Here is a 16,929-nt window from a genome sequence, read left to right as displayed (position 1 = left end):
AAGCCTCCAGCCATGGAGGCCGCACAAAATCGATACGGGAAGGAGTCCGATCTAGAGGAACTGGTCGGCGGTGTCGCCATGAGCCGCTTCTAGGGCGTCCCAGTCAGCCATCGTATCGTACTCTGGCCGGATTTCACCGTCCGAGAGCATATCGTCGACGAACGCGTGGACCTGTTCGTCGACGGGCGCGTTCTGCAGGTCGTGCTCCCGAGCAACGAATCGAACACCACAGAACGAACGGCCGTCAGCTGCGAGTTGCCAGAGCAGGAGCCTTCGGTTCTGATAGGTTGCGAGTTCGGTGAGCAAGCCGTGGCTGTCAACGTCGTCTGGATTGGACACAGTCTAGAACCTCCAGTCGTGAGGGTGGCACAAAGTTGTCATTCGAACGGTGACGGTGATATCGTAAAATATCTAAATAATGTAGAAAATGTAGATTATGAGAATTTTGGTGGCTATACGCAATTGGTACCTGATGGGGATGGTAGCGATTGTGGACAAAGTGTACAAAATGTAGAAATTGTGAGTTTTGTAGGTAGCGTTAATTTGGTTAGTTTGATACTGATTGTGGAGATAATGTACACAATGTACGAAATTTAAATTGTAAACATAGCGCGAGCAATCTGTCTGACGCAGACTTATGATAGATGAGCCTCAATGAGCCGCGTATGAGTTGGACAAAACGTACATTATCCACAGTTCGTGAAAATTCTTCAACATCCACACAATCCAGGTTGGCTACAAAATGTACAAAATCCGCTTATCGGAGGTGGTGATTAATGAGTGCTGACGAATTTGAAGGGTTCCCCGGAACAGCTGTCTCGCTGCTCAAGGGCGGCGTCGGAAAATCCACGATTGCGCTTAATATCGCTGATCGACTGGCTGCTCGTGGCCATGAGACGGTACTTTTGGATCTGGATAAGGACGGGCACATGACAACCCAACTGGGATACAACGATGCTTACGACCGGGATGCTAACCTCGGCGATGCCCTTATCGATGGTGAGGACCCCGAAGACTTGCTCATTGAGACGGATTTCGGCGTTCACCTCCTCCCATCAAGCAACGATCTCGAGAACGTAGAGACGAGGCTGAAGGACGAACGGTTCGCAGATGTGAAGCTTCGGCGCAACGTCGTTGAACCCCTCATGCAAAACGGATACGACTACGTGATAATTGATGCCGCAGGCGGCCGTGGGAAGCTCTCCGATAACGCCCTCATCGCTGTCCAGCGTGTCATCATCCCGCTGATCCCACGTGCTGGTTCGATTAACGGCCTCAATAAGATGATTGAACGGCAGATTTCTCCAATTCGGCAGAATATCGGGTTAGATATTCTCGCAGTCACCCCGAATATGATTCGAGAAACAATGGGCCAACACAACGAGCATCGGACTCTTGTTGAAAATCTCAACCGAGAGTTTGGTTCGTTTGTTCCTGACTACGCTCGCGTTGAGCCGGAAATCTTCGATGCCCTTGATGATTCTAGCCACAACGTCGATAGTATTCCGAAGCCAGGAATCCGCGAACGGACTGCGATTTCTCGTGCTTTCAAACAGGGGATGCCTGTCTCAGAGTTCGACGAAGATTGTGACCAGATCCCGAATTTCGACCACTTAGCGGATCTTGTGGAGGACCACAGCCATGCCTAATGAGGATGACCGTTTCGGGGACGTCGCTGAACAGCTCAAACAAACGGAAGACGGGGAAGAGTCGGACAGTACCAATCGTACTGACACGGAGAATGAGTCGCAACCAGATGTGGAGAGGGCTACTGAGGATACAAAGACAGCGCCAGAGACGGAGACAGATTCTGCTCAGGTCCAGAAGGATACGGAGGAATCGACCGGTGGGCCGGCCTTCTCATTTGATGAAACCGATATGCACGGCTTCTATGTCCGGGAGGAGACATGGAATGGCGTCACCCAGATGCGGTCATCGGTGACTGCTGCATGCTCTATGTTTGATGTGCCCGAGTTCGAGGGAAGGGAGTTTCAAGATGCGTGTCTCCAAGTGATTGCAGACCACGGTGATGAAGTCGCACTCCAGGTGCTCAGAGAGCGTGGTATCGAAGCTGATGAGGAGCGTGTCCAGGAAGTTGTGGAGATGCTGAGCGAGCAAGCCACGAACGACTAACCTCAAATTCGGTCGAATATCTTCACTATTTGGATTTTGTACATTTTGTACATAATGTAGATTGCGTCTTGACTTACCCGTTTGCTACCTTGCGATTACCTTGAGACTGGATCCCTGAGGAACTCGAGGAAACACCTGGGGCAAGATCCAGACTGTGGCACGACCGAAATATTAATCGCAGCAATTACGGGCTCGAACAGGCCGATTCAATACGGTTCATCAGTATGGCGACCCCTGAGGCAATAGACTGCCATCCACGAATGGCGGCGTCCTACCAGTTCCATGGACCGTGATCGGCGTCGACTTCACGGTGGCGGCGTTCGATCGAGTCGATCAACTCGATATCCTCCTCATCCAGTGCAAGATCCAGGGTGGCGAGGTTCTGGGTCATGTGTTCCCGGCTGCTGGCCTTCGGAATAGCGGCGACGTTCTCGTGTGAGAGTATCCACGCCAGACTCACTTGCGCTGGCGTGCATTCGTGCTTCTCAGCGACCTCGCAGATTTCGGGGACATCAAACACCGCCCCCTTCGCCAGCGGTGAATACGCGACGAAGGTGTAGTCGTGTTCCTGGGCGTGTGCAACGAGGTCTCGCTGCGGGAGCAATGGATGCATCTCGGCTTGATGGGCATACAGTGGGGCATCAAGCACGTCCATCGCCTCGTTGAGTAGGTCCGGCGAAAAGTTCGAGAGTCCGACGTTGCGAGTCTTGCCGGCCTTGTAAGCCTCATCGTAGGCGGGAAGGACGGATTCGTGGTCGTAGATGCCGGACGGCCAGTGGACGTACAACAGATCAACGAAGTCGACTCCAAGTCGGTCGAGACAGCCATCGATTGCGGCAGGCACCTGCTCAGCGTTTAGCGGGACGTCGTGATGGACGGTCTTGGTCGAGAGCCAGATGTCGTCTCGAGCCACGCTAGATTCCCTGATCCCCTCACCGACGTACTGCTCGTTCTCGTAGACCTGTGCGGTGTCGATATGTCGGAAGCCGACGTCAAGAGCTGTATGTACGTTCTCGCGCCACTGGTCGCGCTTCTCGTCGGAATACGTTCCTAGTCCAAGGCGTGGTAGATATTCACGTGGCATCAAGTCGAGACACCCACCTTGTGGGCATTAATATGTTGGTCGGATACGACTTACGCGGTCAGGGTTCGTCCCTCGGCACCTGTCACGAACGTGTGCCCCTGCAGCGCGTTGCTGGCGCGACGGTGACTCTCGACGCTGCTCTCTTAAAATAACAACGTGCTTCACAAGAGCGATAGTAGAATGGTATTGGATTTAGAAAAACTGGTGGGGCCGAACTATTCTGATCACTCAGCAGGACGGTTGGTCAAGGAGATTTTTGTCAGGTGTTCCGGGTTCTGTTCGTACGTGTTTCTTGGTTTCACCATCAACAGCTACTAGATCAGCCGTATCACCGTCATACTCTACGTATGCTCGGCCACCATCATTCTCGATGAAGTCATACATTTGCTGGGGAGACGAAGAACCAGTATTGCCGGATGAAGGGTTCTTCCACCCGATAGTCGTAATGCATTCGCAGCCATCTAGGTGAGAGTCGTCTTTCGTAACACAGGTGACTCTAACAGCCATAGATATACATCATTCATTATATGATATAAATCTGACCAGTGGAATCACAAGTATCTCCTACCATTCAAGTTGTTCACTTCGGCACGCTCAATGACGCTATCAACCGGTTCACCGACTCTTCGATGAGAATCTCACTCGTGAACTTGATTAAGAAGCACAGATGAGTAGTAATACGGACGCAGATGGGGCACGTCTACTATCATCATCCCGGCGACAAGCAGTTCTCTCTTAACTTCGTCCATCCAGATCCTGACGAAATCGTCTCGCAGATCGTCGGCTACGGCGACGACGTCGCAGTGAAGGTCCAGAGATACGAGATTGACGAGGTATTCTACGTTATCTATACATCCCGCGTCGGCGGTAGGCCCGTTCAAGAGATTGACTTTAACCGGCCGTGGTGAATCGCCAGACATAGCTTGATTTCACTGTTTCATTGCCTGCTTGATGTTATGAACTGCACACATCAGGACGAGTTCACGAAATTCACCGTACCAAGTTCGCGCACGCACGGCGTCGCCGAGCGTGCGCTTGATCGTCGAGAAGACGGTTTCACACATCGCTCGTTGGCGGTATCGAGGCCCATCGATCCGCGCGTTATGCGCGTGATCGATGGGCCGGAACTCACGATGTTTGATCAGCGGTCTCACGTCCTTTTCGCGGAGTTTCTCGCGTAAATACATCCAATCGTAGCCTTTGTCCGCAGCGAGGCTGGCGAGGTCGCCCGCGTTGCGACGGGCGACCTGCCAGCCGAGCTGTGTATCGTGGCGTTTCTTGGTCGTACAGTGAACGTCCAGAATGGCTTGGCTTTCTGTGTCGATGAGAGCTGTCGCTTTGAGCGTCTGAACCCGGTAATTCGTCCGACGGCAGTAGTGCTTGCTAGCGTTTTCGCGGTCAAAGAACGTTGCGTCAATGGCAGCGTGACCGGATGGCTTGTGCTCCTGCGCCGACAGGCGCAGCAGCACTCGCCAAAGCGCTGTCTTAATTCTGTCAAACCACTTGACTAACGTGGAGTGATCGGGGAGATCGGCCGCGTTGAGGCCGATCTCCCCGAGTATTTGTGGCATCTCACTCAGCAAATCAAGTGCTTCTCGGTAGGATTTTTCCAGGTAAACCCGCAGACAGTGCAGCGACACCACCGCATACTCGGCGAAGCCGCCACCCCCTTCGGGGGCGGCGACTTCGCCTCGCTCACCAACAGCATTTTTAGCTAACTGAACCACTCTGCTCGTGAAGCGGGAGATCTTCGACATGAACCATCGGCGGTTTCCCGCTTCAGTCCACTAGTTCTAACGGTCGAAGCCGACGCTGTCCAGCGATTCACCAGAGCCCTTTAACCTGAAAGAGTCGCTCTCTGAGATGAGTGCCAACAACAGCACCATCGTCGTTCGTCTCCTCGAGATTTACCGCGCACTTCTCGCTCAGAACGAAGAAGAAGAGGGGACACCTGTCGAGGCGTACAAGAATATCGATATCGATGCGTTGCCAGATGTTCTCAATCGGACGTCATGGGAAGGGTCAGCAACAGACGTAGCGGGCCGACTCGCCTCGAATCTGATCCTCAAACACGCGCTTCCGAATGCCAACCATCGAACCGCTGTTGCACTAATTCAGTTCTATCTACGGCGCCTGAATCCGGACTTCGCTATGCCAGAAACGTCCGTAGAGACCGATCCAGACTCCTATGACTGGCGGGAATGGGTAAATGGGTACATCAACGAATCGAAGCGACTGTTGACCGTTCGACGGAAGAACGTCCTCTTCAAGCACCTGTATAGCTTCGGTGCGAGAACGCTTGAACGAAAACACGCAGTCGAGATTGACCTGGCTGAATACGAGCTGGATATGTACCCAAGTGAGGCGAAAATAGCCTACGCGGAGAAGCACGAGGATCTCTGGGTTAGGTTCGTTGAGGAGGCTGTCGACCGTGCCAGCTATCCGGAGCTAAAAGATATGTCTGGCCTCTCAAAAGCAGAATTCGCGGAAAAGATCCGGAATCTCGACTAAGCGGCTCTACTAGTCTTGAAGCGTGGCGACTGTTCGGCCCGTTTCCTCGGCCTCTTCGCTCCGCGACATGTTGTACGTCGCGAGCGCTTCGTCAACCGCTTGCTCAAGACTCATTGGTCAATCTAAACTTGGCTCTTCTATCGTATAAACGCTTGCATGGCTCACTAGAGAAAACAGATAGATGCCGTTCCAAGCTCCTAATCAGCCTGTTCATAGTCGATTCTAAGTGTATTAACAGTAGTTGAGACTGGTGATCTCAATGCATACTGGCCAAAAACGTGAACTAACTATATTGTTTTCAGATCCCAATTCCGCTTGACTCTAGATTATGGCTCGGTATTCTCGTCAGTTAGCTCTTCATTCTCGTCTAAAAACCCGTGATATGGACAGACGTACTCATCGCGGATCAGTTGCTCGTCGACAATCCTAAGACCGAGTGCATCTAGTTCCGTGCTGATCCGATTGAGGTCGTCGTGGTCCTTTCCGATGGCGTTCACGTAGACGTTCCGTTCACCGGTCATAATCTCACGAACGGCCGTCACACCTCGAATATCTCGTGCCTCGTTTGCGAGTTCATCGCGCTCAGGAACTGGCGCAGTACAAATTATCTTCGTGTACAGTGGATACCCGGCGAGGTCGTAGTCGATATCGATGTGGTACCCGCGGATGATCCCATTCTCTTCTAACTTGTTCAGACGTGTTCGAACAGTACTTGACGACAGTCCAAGCTTTTCGGCGATATCAGTTGACGATGTCGATCTTGCGTCTTGTTGTAAATAGTATAGAATGTGCTTGTCAACGGAGTCCAGTTCGCCCTTTCTCATCAATGGTCGATAGTGGCGTGTTGGAGGACTATAGTCTTGTTCCGTTCTTGTTTTGTTATTCGATCACCCTCGCCAGATAGTGTCTGTAAGCCCCTCTCGATTTGGAGACAGTAACAAATAATATGGGGTTTTCAATTGACGGTTCGTCAATTAAATCCCCTAGTTTATCAACTTCCGTCATCTATGCCAGACTGAACACTGTCGTGAAATCTGCCCTATCAACCACACTTGGACCAAGCAACATGATTCCACTTCGAGCAGGAAGAACTGACTCATCGAACGAAACCGAAGAGGCGTCACATTACATTTTAGGTGGCGGTCAGGTTGGCACCGCGATTGCTCAACAATTGCTGGCTGCCGGGCAGCAGGTCACCATCGTTGACAATTCGTACGAATCAAGTGATATTCCTGGGTTTACAGGAGATCCAGCGACCATCGATGTCCTTGTAGAAGCAGGAGTCGAAACCGCGTCGACGGTTATTGTTGTGACGCGCTCAGACAGGCGTAATTTGCTCATCGCACAACTCGTTCAGGCTCGATTCGATGTGCCACGAGTTATTGCATTCGTACACGATCCAGCCAGAGTTCCGCTCTTTGCAGCTGCAGGCCACGAACCGTTCTGTGTGACTACAGCGATAGCAGAAACATTTGGTGAAACGATATGAAAGAACTTGAACGCGACTTAAGTCTCTCCTCGGTACTCGCAATAAGCATCGGCGCAATGATCGGCAGTGGCATCTTCATTTTACCGGCACTCGCGCTAGAGATTGCGGGGCCAGCAGTAATACTCGCCTACGCCTTAGCAGGGTTGCTTGTCGTCCCAGCGGCACTCTCGAAATCCGAGATGGCGACCGCGATGCCCGAAGCTGGTGGGACGTACATTTACATCGAGCGGGGGATGGGTCCATTGCTTGGAACCATTGCCGGTGTCGGTACCTGGTTTTCACTGTCGTTCAAAGGTGCGCTCGCACTCGTCGGTGGCGTTCCGTACTTGCTCTTGCTGTTCGATCTGCCATTGAAGCCCGTAGCACTGGGACTTGCAGCGGTATTGATACTAATTAACGTCATCGGCGCGAAGCAAACCGGCCGTCTCCAGGTTGTGATTGTCGTCGTTATGTTGGCTGCCCTCGGTTGGTTCGCCGCTGGAAGCGCACCAAGTGTCCAGTCCGCTAATTATGCGAACTTCTTTGCGGATGGAATCGGTGGACTCCTCGCTGCGACCGGATTGGTGTTTGTCTCGTACGCCGGTGTAACGAAGGTGGCGAGCGTCGCTGAAGAGGTCGAAAATCCTGGCCGTAACATTCCACTCGGTATCCTTGGCTCGCTCGCGTTCACGACCGTTCTGTACGTGGCTATCGTAGCAGTACTGGTCGGCGTAACTGATCCGGGGAGTGTCGCCGGATCACTGACGCCTGTGGCAGTCGCCGCCGAGGCCACCCTGGGTCGAACCGGTGTCATTGTCGTCATACTTGCGGCCATCCTCGCGCTGATTTCGACAGCTAATGCGGGGATTCTCTCTTCGTCCCGCTACCCGTTCGCTATGAGTCGAGATCAACTCGCTCCACCGTCTCTCTCGACGGTGAGTGAGCGATTCGGGACACCAGTTGCCTCGATAACGCTCACAGGTATGGTGCTGTTGGTAATGATTGCGTTCGTCCCGATTCTGGAAATCGCCAAACTTGCGAGCGCGTTCCAGATTCTGGTCTTTGGCCTGATCAATCTGGCTGTCGTCGCATTCCGCGAAGGGAGTACAGAGTACGATCCTGAGTTCACCTCACCGCTGTATCCTTGGATGCAGATATTTGGTGCAATCACCGGGCTACTGTTGCTCACACAGATGGGGACGGTTGCACTCGTAGGGGCCGCTGTCATCATTGTCGCGAGCATCGGCTGGTACTTGTTCTACGTCCGATCACGAGTGAGTCGAGAGGGAGCGGCAACGGATGCAGTCCGTCGACGCGTCGGCAGAGACGTGCTCACGGAGACTGAATCCGCGGTGGACGATACGTCACGTGAAGTGCTCGTTGCACTCACGAAGGACCTCGACGAGAGTCGGGAACAGTCGCTCGTCGCTATTGCTGCTGATTTGGTCCGTCAAGACGGTGGCCGCGTGGTCGTTGTGCGGTTCGAGGAGGTCCCTGACCAGGCACCGCTCACCGAAGACGTAACGGTACAGTCCTCGTCCGATATCTCGTACGAAACTCGGATTGAGTCGCTCTCGACCGAGCTGGACATCGATATTGAGGCTGACGAGATTGTGAGCCACGACACGAAACACGCAGTCGTCAATTTCGCCGAGAATCGGGGAGTAGACTCGATAGTCGCAGAACACGAGCCACTGCGGCTTCGATCCCGACTATTAGGAGACCCGACCGACTGGATTGTTCGTCACGCTCCTTGTGATGTCCTTCTTGTAGACAATCTCGGATACGATCAGCCGGAACACATTGTTCTCTCAGAAGATGGGGGACCGTACCCGCCGCTGGCAGTGAACGTCGCCGAAGCAATCGCCGCCGCGAATCAGGGTAATATCTCACTGTGGTATCCCGCTGATCTGGAAGATACTACTCAGTACGAGCGTACAATCGGTGACTATCAGACAGAACTCTCAGAGATGCTCTCTGTTCCGGTCCGTACGGAACTGGTCAGGCCCGACGGCGGGCAACCGTCGAATCCGGATGTGGTAGTGCGTCGCGGCAATGACGTGAGACTTCGAAGCGCACTGTTCGATGAGAGTCCGGTCTTCCCGAGTCCAGGCTGCACGACAATTACCGTGTATCCTCACAAATCACGACAGCCACGTCTTGCACGCCGGCTCCTCGAACGTCTCACGTTCTAATTTGGGATGGCCTCGGCGACGGCATGACGACACCTGTCTTTCGCCGGAGTGCACACCAATCGTACTTCGCCCCCGAAGTGAGTACGGACACATCAACACATTCCAGAGCAATCCACAGTTCAGTCCGACTACAAGGAACCGGAAACAGAACAGGTCCAACAACACTGATCAGGCTCTGCCAGCTCACATGCACTGGAGATTCCAATTTCTAGGGGTTTATAGAATTATTCAAGTCCGTTAATTCCCCTCGTCTGAACATCAACCGTATTCTCGAACTGTGGTCTCAAGCAGGAACTCACACGAAGCCCATGCTATTACTTTGCCGTCCTGACATAGAGAGATACTAATCGATGCGACGAGTACTTCGATTCCTCGTTGGTGTTGGTTCCGGCGGTGCGATTTTGGCTGGATATCTCTATACTATCGGTGCTGAGACGGTTCTCAACCGGGCAGTCGCTGTTACACCGTTGGCCTTAGCCATCTTGGCGATTCTCGTCGTGCTGGAGGGATTGGCAGATGCGATCGGTGTCTGGGCATCGATCGCTCCGCTTGGCGATGGCATTTCGCCCGGCAAAAGTGTGCAGTTCGCGCTCGCTGGCGATTTCTTTGATACACTTAGCCCAGCGGGCCCAGTCAGTTCGGAACCGATTATGGCTCGATTCTTCAGCGTTGCCACGGACACGGGATACTCTGAGGCTCTCGGTGTTCGCTCAACCGCAAAGTACGTGAAATCAGGTACGCAGGCCGTCTTCTCTGCAGTACTCGGAATGTTCGTGCTCTTTGGAACGCCCGATTCGACCCCGATCTTGCTGACGTTCGGTCTTTCTATTGCTGGGCTCGTGGTGTTCGGCGGGATGATTCTCCGGACTCGCAATCATCTCTCGAAGGGGATTACAACGGTACTGACGCCAGTTGTTTCACGGATATCTGGGCTGTATCGAGAACAACCACATGATCGAGCGTTCGTCGCGACTAGTGTTGACCGATATTGGCAACGAATCGTTGGCTTCCAAGAGACTCCTGGTCTGCTCGCTCTCATCGCGGTCGGCGGCCTCATTGAACAGTTCTTGACTGCGGCTGCGCTCTGGATTGCCCTCGCCGGGCTCGGCGTCAACAGCGTCTTCCTTCCAATCCTCGTCATTATCCCCCTCCCACAGGTCGCAAGCGTGGTCCCGATCCCGGGAAGCCTCGGCGCGTACGACCTGTTGCTCGGCGGTGCGCTCGTCCTCGTCGCGGGGGTCCCCAGTACGGCGGCAACGGCTGCAGTCCTCGTCGTTCGGACGCTTTCCCTTCCGTTCAGTGGAATTGCTGGTGGAATCAGTGTTGCCTACTTGCGTGGATGGCAGCCGAGAACTTGATCAAAGTGACTGGAAAGGTTATCTGTGGATTTACGTTGTTAAGCGATTCTGCCAACCCGGACTAGAATCATCAGGAACGAGATCGGAGCTGCTCCTGTTCAGACATACGCCTCAAACTCTTCGCCGAACACCAGGAAGTAACCCGTCCCGACGACGCCGATGACTGCTGCGATAGTGAACGCGATTTCTGGATTGACGAACTCCCAGAGATACCCGCCAAGAGCGGCACTCGGAATAACGACGGTATTCCGGAGGAGGTAGTAGGTACCGGTGACACGTCCGCCAGCGCCGGCTTCGGCGGGCCCAACGATCAGCGCCTTGTGTGAGGGCAGCCCCGCAAACCGAAGGCCAGAGAACGCGAAGATGAGGACCATGGCCCACTGGAGCGGCATTACCGGGTCAAGGACCTCCGGCCCGCCGATAAGGACGATCGGGAATAACGCGTAGACGGCGAACCCCAGCGCGACGATGGGCTTGAGGCCGACTCGTTCGGCGAGTTTCGCTGCGGGTGCCATGATCAACAGCGCAATCAGCATCTCGACGCCGAGCAGATAACCGAAGAACCCCTCCGGTGAGAGATCGATCGCATACGAAAAGCTGGCCAGCGAAACAGTCGTCTCGAAGCCGACTTGGTAGAACTGGGTGATCACAAGCACGAAAAAGACGTACACCATCCCGTTAGCGAACCGGACGAGCGTATCTCCGACCAGTAGCGGGCGGAGTGGGTCGGGCATATTCCGCAGGTCGCGTCTGATCTGGTCGATCCCCTCGAAGGAGTCACCGATAGCATCTTCGCTGGCATCATAGAGGAGATGCTGGGCGACGGTTCCGATAATCCCGAAGATGACGGCGACGGCAAGGACGTACTGGAAGCTCACCGTGAAATCCGGGTGGAAGCCGATGAGGACAGCCGCGAGCACTGGCCCAATGAGAAACGCCGTCCGGCGAAACGTCTCCGTGCTGGCGAAACCGGCGGCCAGCCGCGAGGGGTCGGTCGCCTGCTTGACGACCGCGAACGTCGCGCCCAGCCCGAACGACTTCCACCCTTGCGCGAGCAAGAGGCCGACGAAAATCCAGATCCAGGGCTGGATCGTCACGCCGGCGACGGCGAACGTCCCGAGATTTGGCGCGACCAACCAGACCCCGAAGCCGAGCGTCGAAATCAACCCGAATAGGGTCAGTGCGTAGCGGGAGCCGATGCGGTCCGAAATAGCCCCGCCCGGATACGGAAACACAGCTGAAATGATGTTCCCGATAGTCCCGAACAGCCCGACCACGAACCCAGAGGCGCCGAGCGCGACCATGTATTCGGGGAGAAACCGACTGGTCATCTGGAAGCCGAGACTGAAGGCGAACATCGCAAGCGACAGCACGAGCACGTCCCGCTCTAAGGCGAAGAACTGCCGAAAGGTGTCTAATGGACCTGTTTCCTCGGCGTCGACGGACACCTGTTCCTGACTCATAGGTCCTTTCGAGTATGCCCTGTTTGGTCACGTGATTCGCCACACCACAAGCGTTCCTTCTGTGGAATACTGCCTGTAGTTCGAGTGGGTAATCCGCTCATCATAGTCATTACGTGAGCACCCGGGTATATAGATTCTTATGGACGGATAACTCATACAGATTTACCGAGAGAGTCCGCACCATGACCAAGACACTAGGCTGCAATTCCGTGATTGAACGTCGGTGGTTTGCGGTTCCGGGAGGATATCCAAGATGACTGAGAATTGGCTTCCAGCGGAGACGCTGAAACACTTAGACACACAGGTTGCTTTCAATTCAGAGCGGGTTCACTTCCGGTTTCGCTGGGACCAGCCCCACCCTGGGGGGTGGATTCACGATATGCTCGTATACGAGGATGGGAAATGGCGGCAGTTCGCAGATCCGTCGCCGTGGGTGACAGCCGACGAGCACTCGGAGCACTCAGGATTCTACGAGGACCGCGTGAGTTTCTTGCTTGACGATGGGTCGGTCAAGGGACTCGAGGAGTTCGGCGGATGGTTGACTGTGCACGAAGGGATGCGGTCGCTGCCTAGTGAAGTACCAGAGTCCGAGGTACAGGCCCACGATCATTTCGGTCCGGACGGCCTCGACAAGACCGATATCCGGAAGTACATCCCACAGGCCTGCGAGGGGCAGTGGTGGGAAAACGACTGGCGGACGATTAAGCCACAAGACGAACTCGAGCAGCTGAAGCGGGAGGGCGTGTTTCTGGACCTTCCGATGTGGCGGGCCCACCGAAGCAACCCGAAGGGATACGGGACAGATCATCACGTCCTCGATTACCGCCACAGCGACCAGGGCCGCAATACGTACGGAACTCAGGAGTGGGGCCCCGAGGATGGTCCCGACTTCATGTGGGACCCGGCGGTGGTGGAGAGTGGGGCACTCGATTATCACGAGGTTCGTGAGGGAAAGTTCCCAGACCAACAGGACGGCACCTATGCACTAGAGCTGGACGACGCGGTCCCGTTTGATCCGGCTGTCGCGGAGTGGGAGGGCGCGATGATCCCACGCCGCCCGCTTCGCGACCCCGAAGGGAGCGCGGCGGACTGGAAGGCGACAGGTGTGTGGGACGACGGCGAGTGGGTCGTCGAGATGTGGCGTGATCTACAGACAGATCATCCGCTGGATACGACACAACTGGAGCCAGGGGGCGTCTACACGTGGACACCGGCAGTCCACCATGGCGCTGGACAGCGCTGGCACTGGGTCGGCTACCCCTACAAGCTCGGGCTGGGTGTCGAACCCGAGTACGCGGGTGAACAGTACACAGCTGGCACGACAAAACTCGTCGCGACCGAGTTCACCGGTGGTTCTCCCGACTGGGACCGGATCGAGACGTATACACTGCCGCTCGTGTTCCCGGGACTGCTCATCTGGGACGACCTTATCGACGACTCCCATCCACGAGCTGCGGACATCCGTAACGCATCGGTCACGATGTGGGAACTCTACGAGAACGCACCCGACTCAGTCATCGGGTAGGACATCTCCTATCGCGTGCGTCAAAAAGCGGTTCAACGGGCTCTTTCATAGCCGATCACAATACGACGAGCAGTTCGTACGCGATACCGGCGATGACACCAACTCCAATCGTTCGCAGGACGCTCTGGTCGAATCGGAGATGGAGGACGCCGGCGAGTACTGCGATCCCGAGCGCCGGCAGATTGACCGAGGCGACGACCGGGAGCAACAGTCGCATCCCGTAGCTGTCGACGACGACGGTCGACTCGAAGAGCGTCTGAACAGCGAACCAGAGGCCGAGGTTCACGATGACACCGACGACGGCCGCTGTGACGGCGGACAGTGCGGCCGTGATCGACGTCCGCCCACGAAGGTACTCGATGTACGGTGCGCCCATGAAGATCCACAGGAAACTGGGGACGAAGGTTACCCACGTCACGACGAGTGAGCCCGCGATGCCAGCGACCAGTGGATCCAGCGCGCCGGGGTTCCGATAGGCGCCCATGAAGCCGACAAACTGGACGACCTGGATGAGCGGCCCGGGTGTCGTGCCCGCGAATCCGAGCCCGTCGAGCATCTCCCCGGGGAGCAGCCACTCGTAGGTGAGCACGGCCTCTTGAGCGACGTAGGCTAACGCCGCATAGGCGCCACCGAATGAGACCGTCGCGACGACGCTGAAGAATAGTCCCTCCTTGACGAGGACGTTGCTCCGGCCGAGGAACACACCGAGAACGAGCAGCGGGGCGAACCAGACGATCAGCCAGGTGACCAGCGTTACCAGCGCCCGTCGTTTCGACGGCCGGGAGACAGACGGCGCATCGGAGATGACAGCTGTGGTGGCGTCAGCGTCGTAGCCGGTCACGACGGTGAACACGTCCGGTGCGATTCGGTATCCGAGATAGCCGATCAAACCGGCGGTGGTGATGATGAGCGGAAACGGGACGTTGAAAACGTACATACCGATGAACGCAGCGATAGCTAGCAGGATCATCGGGCGGTTCTCGAACACGCGCCGACTCAAGCCGAGCACGGCCGCGAACACGATCACGAGGACGGCTGCCTTCAGGCCGAACAGCAGGCCGGTGACGACCGTGAGTTCCCGGTAGGTCACATAGAAGATGCTCAGGCCCAGGATCGAGAGGAAGCCGGGGAGGACGAACAGCCAGCCGGCGATGAGGCCGCCTCTGGTGCCGTTGAGCAGCCAGCCGAGATAGACCGACAGCTGCTGGGCTTCCGGCCCGGGCAACAGCATCGTGTAGTTGAGCGCGTGCAGGAAGCGTCGTTCGCTCACCCACCCCCTGTTCGTCGACGATATATCGGGACATAACCGCGATTTGCCCGGCTGGTCCGCCGAAGCTGGACGCTGCGACCCGCGCCCACGTCCACGTCGCTTCTCGAAGCGTCGGGGCGGTCGCCGGCTGCTCCTTTGATTGCTCTTTTTCTTCCTGATGCTCTTCTTCCATCGTTCCCAGTGAAATAGTACTATTTGTGGACCTTTCCGGCCGATACACCGATTGACTGCCGTCGGTAGACCGAAGGACCCGATATGAGCGGCCAAACCAGTGTGGTGATTTCGGAGTTCCGGCCGAACTTTGGAGGTTCAAATATGGTCGATATACTGCTTAGCGAGACGTCAAAGACGGTGGCCACGGTAATCATCCGGTTTTTGACGACCATTCCGCAAAAAGAACGGTGGAGTCAATCCTCTTCCCTGTAGAATAAGGCTTCTTTCGATGCGTTACAGCTCGGACACCGCTCTGGGAGCGTTTCTTCGTCTGTGAGATCACCCATCTCACCACATTCACCACAGCGCCACATGCTGTAGCTCTGATTGAGGGCGTCTTGACTGTTACCTATCGGAACCTCCGTTTCTTCTTTGTTCCCCTCCACCGGAGGCCGGTCGCGTTCTGGAACCATACTTCATCATTGTTCCTGAGGAATAAATTATTTTTTCATATTGGTCTATTATAATCGATTTACTTTTGACTGGGTTTTATTCCGCTCGCCACCCTCGTCCCGTTTATGACCGGCAGGAAGAACGCGATGCTCACCACCGAGGATCGGCGGTGGTTGACCGGTGAGAAGGTGTATGACGGACAACACGCGAAACAGCAACGGTATCAGCGCCGGCGGGACATTCGCGAGCGCGTTTACAATTCGATACTGGACTTTTCCATTCTACTCGAGGAATTGGACGACGATGAGTGGCGCGAGATTTTTGGTGAGATAACCGATGGGGGACGCCAGTGGCAGACTGCGGACGAAGACCTCCAGGCTGGTGTTCGCGATGGGCTCGCGTTCCTCCTTCGAACGGTCGGCGTCGCCACACTGATGCGGGACGGGGACGTGCCGCAGGACACCGTGCCCGAGCGGCTGTTCGAAGCGGCCCTTCGACGAGCCGGGCACCGAGACAGATTGCTCGTTAATTCGGTTTCCTTGGATATACAGGCGAGTGACGTGGGTATTCCAGAACTCCTCGAGGACCTCCAATCGGACGAACCTATGTCTGCTGGCAGTCTCTACCTTCTTATGGAAAGCGGGGCTGTTGATACCGACATTGTACAGGAGTGTCTTCGGGACCAACTGATTGAGGACGATTCTGAGGAGGTCTGAGTAAGATGTCCATCACTTCCAAGCGCGAACTGTTCGACCGGGAACTCCAGAAACTGTATCACGCGGAGATCGAAATTCTCGATCTTCACAGCGATCTCGCCGATGCGGCCGCGAGCGACGAGGTCGAGGCGATATTCGGCGGCCACGAGGGCGATACAGTCGACCAGATCGACCGGATCGAAGCCATCTTCGCAGCACTCGATATGGAACCGCGCGAACAGGGCAGTCCGATCATGGAGGGCTTGCTCGCGGAGAAAGATCAGTTCGTTCTCGATGTCGAAGACGACGACCTCCGGGACTTGGATGTTATCAGCATCGGGATGATCAACGAGCGACTTGAAATCACGCTCCTTGACCGACTGATCCTCTTGGCCGGTGAATTAGGGCTCCCAGAGCCGACCGTATCGAATTTACAGGAGAACCGGTCGGAGGCACAGGCAGCACTCGAACGGATGCAGCAGTTCCTTGAGGATCGCCGTGTGGGACAGTCGCATTGACCACTGGTTGACTGCTAGCGAATGTGCGTAGCAGATCGCCTCGGTGTGAACCGTCTCGGAGTCAAGCTCCGGGGCACTCGGCCTGCTCCGCCTGTAGATTCCC

At 55.5% G+C, this 16,929-nt stretch carries 17 protein-coding genes; 10 read left to right on the top strand and 7 right to left on the bottom strand.

The features are described from left to right. Positions 1-51 precede the first annotated feature (51 nt). Positions 52-339, bottom strand: a complete 288-nt coding sequence (locus Har1129_RS04565; RefSeq protein WP_151099609.1) for a hypothetical protein — start codon at positions 337-339, stop codon at positions 52-54. A gap of 437 nt (positions 340-776) precedes the next feature. Between Har1129_RS04565 and Har1129_RS04560 the strand changes: the two genes are divergently transcribed. Further along, entirely contained in the window at positions 777-1,649 is an 873-nt protein-coding gene (locus Har1129_RS04560; RefSeq protein WP_151099608.1) for a ParA family protein, read from the top strand. Then, positions 1,642-2,133 (top strand): hypothetical protein, encoded by a 492-nt coding sequence (locus Har1129_RS04555; RefSeq protein WP_151099607.1) that lies wholly within the window; start codon positions 1,642-1,644, stop codon positions 2,131-2,133. Before Har1129_RS04560 ends, Har1129_RS04555 begins: the two co-directional genes overlap by 8 nt. Positions 2,134-2,404: 271 nt before the next feature. Here the strand turns inward: Har1129_RS04555 and Har1129_RS04550 are convergent, their stop codons facing one another. After that, positions 2,405-3,217 (bottom strand): aldo/keto reductase, encoded by an 813-nt coding sequence (locus Har1129_RS04550; RefSeq protein WP_151099606.1) that lies wholly within the window; start codon positions 3,215-3,217, stop codon positions 2,405-2,407. A 689-nt stretch (positions 3,218-3,906) separates the two neighbouring features. Here Har1129_RS04550 and Har1129_RS04545 point away from each other — a divergent pair. Continuing rightward, entirely contained in the window at positions 3,907-4,125 is a 219-nt protein-coding gene (locus tag Har1129_RS04545; protein ID WP_225307740.1) for a hypothetical protein, read from the top strand. Between the two features lie 21 nt (positions 4,126-4,146). Here the strand turns inward: Har1129_RS04545 and Har1129_RS04540 are convergent, their stop codons facing one another. Next, positions 4,147-4,974, bottom strand: a complete 828-nt coding sequence (locus Har1129_RS04540) for an IS5 family transposase (RefSeq protein WP_151099542.1) — start codon at positions 4,972-4,974, stop codon at positions 4,147-4,149. Positions 4,975-5,080: 106 nt separating this feature from the next. On the opposite strand from Har1129_RS04540, the gene Har1129_RS04535 reads away from it, so the two are divergent. Continuing rightward, positions 5,081-5,728, top strand: coding sequence for a hypothetical protein (locus tag Har1129_RS04535; RefSeq protein ID WP_225307739.1), 648 nt, complete (start codon positions 5,081-5,083; stop codon positions 5,726-5,728). 326 nt (positions 5,729-6,054) lie between these two features. Here the strand turns inward: Har1129_RS04535 and Har1129_RS04530 are convergent, their stop codons facing one another. After that, positions 6,055-6,552 carry an Lrp/AsnC family transcriptional regulator gene (locus Har1129_RS04530; RefSeq protein ID WP_151099605.1) on the bottom strand — a complete coding sequence of 166 codons (498 nt, stop codon included), beginning with the start codon at positions 6,550-6,552 and terminating at the stop codon, positions 6,055-6,057. Between the two features lie 122 nt (positions 6,553-6,674). Here Har1129_RS04530 and Har1129_RS04525 point away from each other — a divergent pair, with 122 nt between their 5' ends. The 3 genes from Har1129_RS04525 to Har1129_RS04515 all read left to right on the top strand — a co-directional run bounded on the left by Har1129_RS04525 (position 6,675) and on the right by Har1129_RS04515 (position 10,749). Further along, on the top strand, positions 6,675-7,217 hold the full coding sequence (locus tag Har1129_RS04525; protein WP_225307738.1) for a TrkA family potassium uptake protein: 543 nt from the start codon (positions 6,675-6,677) through the stop codon (positions 7,215-7,217). Then, positions 7,214-9,391: an amino acid permease gene (locus Har1129_RS04520; protein ID WP_151099604.1), complete on the top strand. Its 2,178-nt coding sequence runs from the start codon at positions 7,214-7,216 to the stop codon at positions 9,389-9,391. Before Har1129_RS04525 ends, Har1129_RS04520 begins: the two co-directional genes overlap by 4 nt. A 350-nt stretch (positions 9,392-9,741) precedes the next feature. Next, positions 9,742-10,749 carry a lysylphosphatidylglycerol synthase domain-containing protein gene (locus tag Har1129_RS04515; RefSeq protein ID WP_151099603.1) on the top strand — a complete coding sequence of 336 codons (1,008 nt, stop codon included), beginning with the start codon at positions 9,742-9,744 and terminating at the stop codon, positions 10,747-10,749. A 98-nt stretch (positions 10,750-10,847) separates the two neighbouring features. Here the strand turns inward: Har1129_RS04515 and Har1129_RS04510 are convergent, their stop codons facing one another. Next, complete coding sequence (locus Har1129_RS04510; protein WP_151099602.1) at positions 10,848-12,212, bottom strand: MFS transporter; 1,365 nt, start codon at positions 12,210-12,212, stop codon at positions 10,848-10,850. 253 nt (positions 12,213-12,465) lie between these two features. Here Har1129_RS04510 and Har1129_RS04505 point away from each other — a divergent pair, with 253 nt between their 5' ends. Further along, entirely contained in the window at positions 12,466-13,737 is a 1,272-nt protein-coding gene (locus Har1129_RS04505; protein ID WP_151099601.1) for an ethylbenzene dehydrogenase-related protein, read from the top strand. A gap of 55 nt (positions 13,738-13,792) precedes the next feature. On the opposite strand, the gene Har1129_RS04500 is transcribed toward Har1129_RS04505, so the two are convergent. Beyond that, positions 13,793-15,007 carry a chromate transporter gene (locus Har1129_RS04500; RefSeq protein ID WP_225307737.1) on the bottom strand — a complete coding sequence of 405 codons (1,215 nt, stop codon included), beginning with the start codon at positions 15,005-15,007 and terminating at the stop codon, positions 13,793-13,795. A 407-nt stretch (positions 15,008-15,414) separates the two neighbouring features. Then, positions 15,415-15,633 (bottom strand): hypothetical protein, encoded by a 219-nt coding sequence (locus tag Har1129_RS04495; protein ID WP_151099600.1) that lies wholly within the window; start codon positions 15,631-15,633, stop codon positions 15,415-15,417. 105 nt (positions 15,634-15,738) lie between these two features. On the opposite strand from Har1129_RS04495, the gene Har1129_RS04490 reads away from it, so the two are divergent. Next, entirely contained in the window at positions 15,739-16,329 is a 591-nt protein-coding gene (locus tag Har1129_RS04490) for a hypothetical protein (protein ID WP_151099599.1), read from the top strand. Between the two features lie 5 nt (positions 16,330-16,334). Then, positions 16,335-16,826: a ferritin-like domain-containing protein gene (locus Har1129_RS04485; protein WP_151099598.1), complete on the top strand. Its 492-nt coding sequence runs from the start codon at positions 16,335-16,337 to the stop codon at positions 16,824-16,826. Positions 16,827-16,929: the final 103 nt, after the last annotated feature.

It is taken from the genome of Haloarcula sp. CBA1129, from assembly GCF_008729015.1.
Classification (GTDB): Archaea; Halobacteriota; Halobacteria; order Halobacteriales; family Haloarculaceae; genus Haloarcula.
The sequence above is the reverse complement of the archived record's forward strand: the minus strand, read 5'-3'. Positions and strand labels throughout refer to the sequence as shown.